The sequence below is a fragment of the Paraburkholderia sp. BR10141 genome (genome assembly GCF_056155635.1).
In genome coordinates this window covers 1-5,837 of record NZ_JBMIQH010000086.1, presented here as the reverse complement: position 1 = coordinate 5,837, position 5,837 = coordinate 1, and the positions used below count along the sequence as shown (strand labels likewise).

General features: G+C 58.5%; 7 protein-coding genes. 2 read left to right on the top strand and 5 right to left on the bottom strand.

All coding sequences use genetic code 11. From position 1 onward, the window contains the following. Window positions 1–126 precede the first annotated feature (126 nt). The gene (locus ACOJB8_RS40620) at window positions 127–1,419 is read right to left on the bottom strand and encodes an NAD(P)/FAD-dependent oxidoreductase (protein ID WP_475017861.1); all 1,293 of its coding nucleotides are present in this window, start codon (window positions 1,417–1,419) and stop codon (window positions 127–129) included. A gap of 138 nt (window positions 1,420–1,557) precedes the next feature. On the opposite strand from ACOJB8_RS40620, the gene ACOJB8_RS40615 reads away from it, so the two are divergent. Both ACOJB8_RS40615 and ACOJB8_RS40610 read left to right on the top strand, forming a co-directional pair. Further along, window positions 1,558–2,229: a TetR/AcrR family transcriptional regulator gene (locus ACOJB8_RS40615; protein ID WP_475017859.1), complete on the top strand. Its 672-nt coding sequence runs from the start codon at window positions 1,558–1,560 to the stop codon at window positions 2,227–2,229. Between the two features lie 353 nt (window positions 2,230–2,582). Beyond that, window positions 2,583–3,368, top strand: a complete 786-nt coding sequence (locus ACOJB8_RS40610) for a CerR family C-terminal domain-containing protein (RefSeq protein ID WP_069268759.1) — start codon at window positions 2,583–2,585, stop codon at window positions 3,366–3,368. Here ACOJB8_RS40610 and ACOJB8_RS40605 read toward each other — a convergent pair. The 4 genes from ACOJB8_RS40605 to ACOJB8_RS40590 form a co-directional block, all read right to left on the bottom strand. Beyond that, window positions 3,292–3,897, bottom strand: a complete 606-nt coding sequence (locus ACOJB8_RS40605) for a TetR family transcriptional regulator (protein ID WP_256095051.1) — start codon at window positions 3,895–3,897, stop codon at window positions 3,292–3,294. The two genes, ACOJB8_RS40610 and ACOJB8_RS40605, sit on opposite strands and share 77 nt — an antisense overlap. 90 nt (window positions 3,898–3,987) lie before the next feature. Continuing rightward, the gene (locus ACOJB8_RS40600; protein ID WP_475017857.1) at window positions 3,988–4,797 is read right to left on the bottom strand and encodes an SDR family oxidoreductase; all 810 of its coding nucleotides are present in this window, start codon (window positions 4,795–4,797) and stop codon (window positions 3,988–3,990) included. A gap of 96 nt (window positions 4,798–4,893) precedes the next feature. Continuing rightward, complete coding sequence (panC, locus tag ACOJB8_RS40595) at window positions 4,894–5,730, bottom strand: pantoate--beta-alanine ligase (protein WP_475017855.1); 837 nt, start codon at window positions 5,728–5,730, stop codon at window positions 4,894–4,896. Window positions 5,731–5,766: 36 nt separating this feature from the next. Then, on the bottom strand, window positions 5,767–5,837 hold a 71-nt coding region (locus ACOJB8_RS40590), incomplete at its 5' end, for a 4Fe-4S dicluster domain-containing protein (protein ID WP_146121210.1).

Below are 5,837 nucleotides of genomic sequence, written 5' to 3'. Positions count from 1 at the left end.
CGATGCCTGAGCGATCTCGTGATGCCCGGACTGGTCACTGGCGTCATCGCTGCCCCCTGTTTCGCGACAGTGCGCTGCCATGCAATCGGCCGTCACACATTTATCCAGTCGAGAGTGGCGTGGCGTTCAGGTCAGCCGTATCTTCGGCTGCACGAGGCCGTTGATCTGCTCGGCGGTCCACAGCATCATGGCCTTGCCAAAACCGTGCAAAGCCTGCTGATGTTGCCGGTAGAGCATGGCATGACTGAGCTGCGCGAATCGGCCCTTGATGAACCCGCCACGGAAGAACCCGAACTGCCCGAGCGTCCCAAAGGCGTTGTAGTCGCTCAGCGATACCAGCGCGCCGAAGTCGTGAAATGCAAAGTCGGGCAACGAGCCGCCGCCGAGCCAGCCCGGCAAGTGCCTGGCGAGATGTTGTGCCTGCTGCGTGGCGACTTGCGCCGTGGGTGCGAGAGGACGTTCATTGCCGGCGAGCGTCAACGTCGAGCAATCGCCGAGCGCGAATAGTGTGTCGTCGTCCTGCGCCTGCAGGGTTGGCCTGACGACGATCTGATTGGAACGATTGATCTCGATCCCATCCAGTTTGCCTGGAAAATCAGGGGCCTTCACGCCCGCCGCCCACACCATCAAATCCGCCGGTTGGTGGCTGCCATCGCCCAACCGGAGTCCATCGGGTTCGGCGGCGGTCACTCGCGTGCCCGTTCGCACCTTGAAACCAATATGCCGTAACTGTGCCTCACTGGACTCCGACACCGCCGGCGGAAACGCCGCCAGTACCCGCGGTGCGCTTTCATAAAGGGTGAGGTTCAGACGTGAGCGGATGCCGGGGTCGCCGTAACTCGACGCCACTTCGAGCAAGCGGCTCAATTCTGCTGCCAGTTCGACGCCAGTCGCTCCAGCGCCGACGATCGACACGCGCAACGCGCTATTCGTCACAACACTCTGGAATATGCGGATTCGCAATGCTTCGTTGAAGATTTCAGCCTGAGCCTGGCTGTCAATGAAATGACAATGATCGAGGACGCCTGGGGTGCCGAAGTCGTTGGCGCGACTGCCCAGCGCAAGAATCAGTACGTCGTATTCGACGGTGCGCGGGCCGATCACAATTTCACCCGACTTCGAACGCAGCGCAGCCAGCTTTATGATGCGCGCATTGCGGTCCAGGCCTTCCATCTCGCCTGGCTGATAGTTGAAGCCGTGGTCGCGAGCGTGGGCGAGATAGATGACCTGCTGTTGCTGGACATCGCGCGTGCCCGCTGCGATCGTGTGCAGCATGGGCTTCCAGATGTGGGTTGCGCTTTTGTCGATCAACGTGACCTGAGCGCGGCCGCTGCGGCCAAGCGTGTTGCCCAGCCTGGTCGCAAGCAGAAGTCCAGCGATACCGCCGCCGACGATGACGATCCGGGTGGTCTGGCGCATGATTAAATATTCTACGAGTGATGAATTAATGCGATACTAAGATTTCGAAGGGTTCATGTCAAACCGGTGCCGCTGCTATTCGCGGTGCGGCACCCGCTAAAATTCTGAGCTTTCCTTGAACACGACCGCTCGTCGCCGATGAAACACGCTCACGATCAAACCCCGTCCGCCACGACGACTTCCACGCCCCGTCGGTCGCGCGGCCGTCCAGCGTGCAGCGACGCGGGCGGCGCCGACGCATTGCTTCGCAGCGCCCGAGGGGCATTCGCGAGGAGCGGCTATGAGGCGACTAGCGTGCGGGAAATCGCCAGGGCATCGGGTGTCGACGCCGCGCTGGTCGCGCATCACTACGGCTCGAAGGAAGCGCTTTGGATTGCCGTGGTGGACCAGATTGCCGACGAAGTGGCTCCCATGGTCGCGAAGACCGCCGCATTGCGGGAGATAACAGGTCCAGGACCGCGAGCGCGCGTCGAGGGTGCCGTGTCGATCCTGATCGATCAGGTGTTTCTGACGCCAGACGTTGGCATGTTTTTTTCGACTGCCGCAACTGAAACTGGAGAGCGCCTTAACCTGCTGATCGAACGGGTGGTGCGGCCGTTTCATGACGTGTTCGTGCCGTTGCTCATCGATGCGATCGACGCAGGTGAGATTTCGCGGCAAGATCCCGACATCCTGTTTACGATGCTCGCCAATGGCATCAGCAAGACTGTCGCCTATAGCCATGTACTGAGTCCGTTCTCTTCCTTACCGCGGCGTCCCAAGGCATTCAAACGCGCCGTTCTGATGACGGCTTTAGCCATGCTCGGCTGAACCGCTGCGCCCGTGACGCTCCTCTCGCAAATCTGCCGCAAAGCGATCCTTCAGATATTGTGGGTGAGCGACCGGGTTGGGACGGCGAATTTGGGAAAAGCCAACGGGGTCGAGATTTGCCCTAGGTGCGATTATGTGTATGTCGTTCTATTATTACAATATCGCAAATCCGCTCAAACCAGGTGCAGAATGGCCGGGTTGCTTAACCGGTTACATCATTGCGGTTGGAATATGCGTACCGTCATTGGAATTCATTCAGATCGACTTGTCGGAGGTTGTTGCCCACGGCCAATTGCCAACGGAGCAAGCCGATTCACTTCCCGCTCCTTTTACAAGACTGATAACTTGTGGCAATGACCAAGAGTCGAGGGCGTTCCGGAACAGCGACTGGCTATGTATGCGGCAATGAAACGCGATCCCGAATCATTGCTGCAGCACTCACGCTTTTCGGTTTGCGCGGATTTGAAGGAGCCTCGACGCGAGACATAGCGGAGCTAGCAGGTGTCAATCCACCCGCATTGCGCTACTACTTTTCGAACAAGGAAGGCGTGTATCTGGCGTGTGTCGATCACATCGCCACCACGATTTCTGATCATCTCGCCAGCCCCGTCGACGCGGCGCGGGCCGTACTTGATAAAGACGGGGACGACGATCAATTAATCCGCGCGTTCCGTGAAATCCAGAAACATCTTGCTCAATACCTGTTCACCTCGGCTGAGCCCGATAGCTGGAGGCTCTTCATGGCGCGGGAACAGGCGGGCCTGGGACCCCAGTTTCCCGAGGCTCAATTGCGCGATCGTCTTCAGACGCGCCTGATACCTGTGTGCAGCGAAATAGTTGCCCGCCTGATGGGCAGAGATGCCGGCGACGAGGAGGCTTTATTGCGCGCCCTAACCATTACCGGCCAACTCATAGCAATTCACCTCACACGGCGATCGATGATGCTTTCTCTAGGGTGGGAATCCATCGATACACATCGGCTCGGCTGGATCACATCGATCGTTGACCGGCAAACGGCTCTGCTGCTCGAAGAAGTAGTGAGAGAACGGCCCGCCAGGATTGTCAGAGCAGGGGCGAAAGCGCCCTTCCCACAACAGCCGACGCAAGGGCTTGCTCCGCGCCCTGATGCGATGACATAAGCAAACTCAGGTGAAAGCAACCCGTCAATAGTGAGTGAATGTATATCGCTTCCACAGCGTAGTCGACATGATCAGTCGCCACACGATTTGCCGCTGCGAGCCTTAGCGCAGACTCGATAGATGACTGCGCGATTCGCGCAGCTTCCCCCAGCGTCGATGTGGAAACAACGGTATCTCCTTCAGATTTTGCTGTGGAGAATGCGATGGAGTACAGGCGCCGTTGTGTGCCGGAGTGAAGGACGTCGGCCAATCTCCTCTCAAGTTTTGAACGCAAGGCGCCAAGCGTTGCCCCATTAGACTTCTCGGGCGGAATTGTGAACGGGTCCAGAGGCAAAGCTGATCGCTCGAACAAAGCCGTCACGAGGGCCCATTTGTTTGAGAAGTGACCATAGATTGCGCCTCTGGTCATACCAGCCGCGTGAGCGATGTCTTCAAGAGACGTAGCACTGACGCCACGTTCAAAAAATAAAATCTCCGCGCTGTCGAGGATCTTTTCCCGCGTTACGAGTCCCTGTACTTTTCGCTTCATCATGTCCCCTCGGCCTTCCACGCGTTCTCTTGTCGCGCTGCACCTGATCCGCCCTGTTCGCCGCGAGTTGTGAGGTCTTGTCCCGCGCGCCTACCCAATATTCGCGAACATCACGTCGCGCTGGCTGGATACAAGATGTTGACCTCCGTCGACGACCAAGGTCGTCCCCGTCACTCCACGTGCCTCGGCAAGATAGACGGCTGCATCGACGATGTCTTCAAGCCGCGACCCGCGCCGAAGCGGGGTCATTCGGTGAGCCGCCTCAAACTGCTCTTGCGTTTGATCGCCGGAGACAAGCGTAAGCCCGGGAGCCAGGCCGAGCACTCTGACCTTTGGCGCTAGCGCCTGCGCAAGCGCTATCGTTGCATTCGCCAACGCTGCTTTCGTTAAGGTATAGGAGATGTAGTCTGGATTCATGTTGTAAAGCTTCTGGTCCAGAACGTTGACGACAACGCCTCGCTGCGCCTCGTCGGCAACTGCACAGTCCGGTATCGCGTCGTAGAGTCCGCGCGCCAACGCCAGCGGCGCAGCGACGTTGATCTTCATGAGCGCCAGCAGAAGATCGTAGGTAAAAGTCTGTGCCGTATCTTCCTCGAACCGCGACGCGCAATTCAGGACGCAATCGAGACGTCCGAATGCTTGCACACACGCGGGTACAAGCTGCCTCACCTGTTCCTCTTTCGAAAGATCCGCGCAAAGGGAAATTGCCCTTCCGCCTCGCACCGCGATCTGATCGACAACCTCTTGCGCTTCGCGTTTCGACTCGTGATAGTGCAAGGCAACGTCCCATCCTCGCGCGGCAAAGCCAAGGGCGAGCGCGCGACCGATTCGCCGGCCCGCTCCGGTCACAAGCACCGATTGCCTACGAGAGCCGCCGTCGTGAATTGCTGGTTCAGTCATAACGAAACGCCAATGTCAGGCAGGCGCAGGGTGCGCCTTTGAGTTGCGCTCTCGCCCTACCCTCCAGTCACCGTGGCAAGGCATAGCATCAAGGGTTCAAATCTCAAGATTGTCAATAAGGCGTGTACTGCCGAGGCGCGCTGCCGCCAGCACGACCAGCTTTCGATCGACGACATCCTGCTCCATTGGAGAGCGCAAGTCCGCCTGCTTTCGAACCGAGATGTAGTCGGGTTTCCAGCCGCGATCGACCAGCGTTGAGAACACGCGCCGTTCGATTCGCTGGATATCCTGTCGACCGCTCAAAATGTCCTCGCGCGCGCCGTTGAGGAGCCGATATAGCGTGGGGGCCTCCACGCGTTGCTCCGGCGTCAGGAAGCGATTGCGAGAGGACAGCGCAAGTCCGTCGATGTCGCGGATGGTGTCGCCGGCCACGACCTCCGTGGGCATTGCGAACTGTTTGCACATTTCCCGAACTATCATCAATTGTTGATAGTCCTTTTTTCCAAACACTGTCACGCGCGGCTGCGCGCATAACAGCAACTTCATTACGACCGTGCAAACGCCTTGAAAGAAGCCCGGCCGGAACTCCCCCTCTAGCATGTCGCCAAGCCCACCTGGAGGCTGCACGCGATATTCATGCGGCTGCGGATAGAGGTCCCGTTCCGTAGGGGCGAAGACGACGTAGACACTCTCCTTCTGAAGCTTCTCCAGGTCCGCCTCAAGCGTTCTCGGATAACGCTCGAAATCCTCACCCGGTCCAAACTGCAGCGGATTCACGAAAATGCTGGTAATGACGGGATCTCCATGCTGTCGTGCGAGACGAATCAGCGACAGATGTCCTTCGTGCAGATTGCCCATTGTCGGCACGAATGCCGTGCGGTTTTGCCCGCGCAATTGAGCTCGCAGTTCCTCGACAGACCGAATCAGTTTCATGCTGGATCTTGCCTCTGAGACTTAACCACGTACTGCTTACATGTTCGGATAGTTCGGGCCGCCGCCGCCTTCGGGCGTGACCCACACGATGTTCTGCGTCGGGTCCT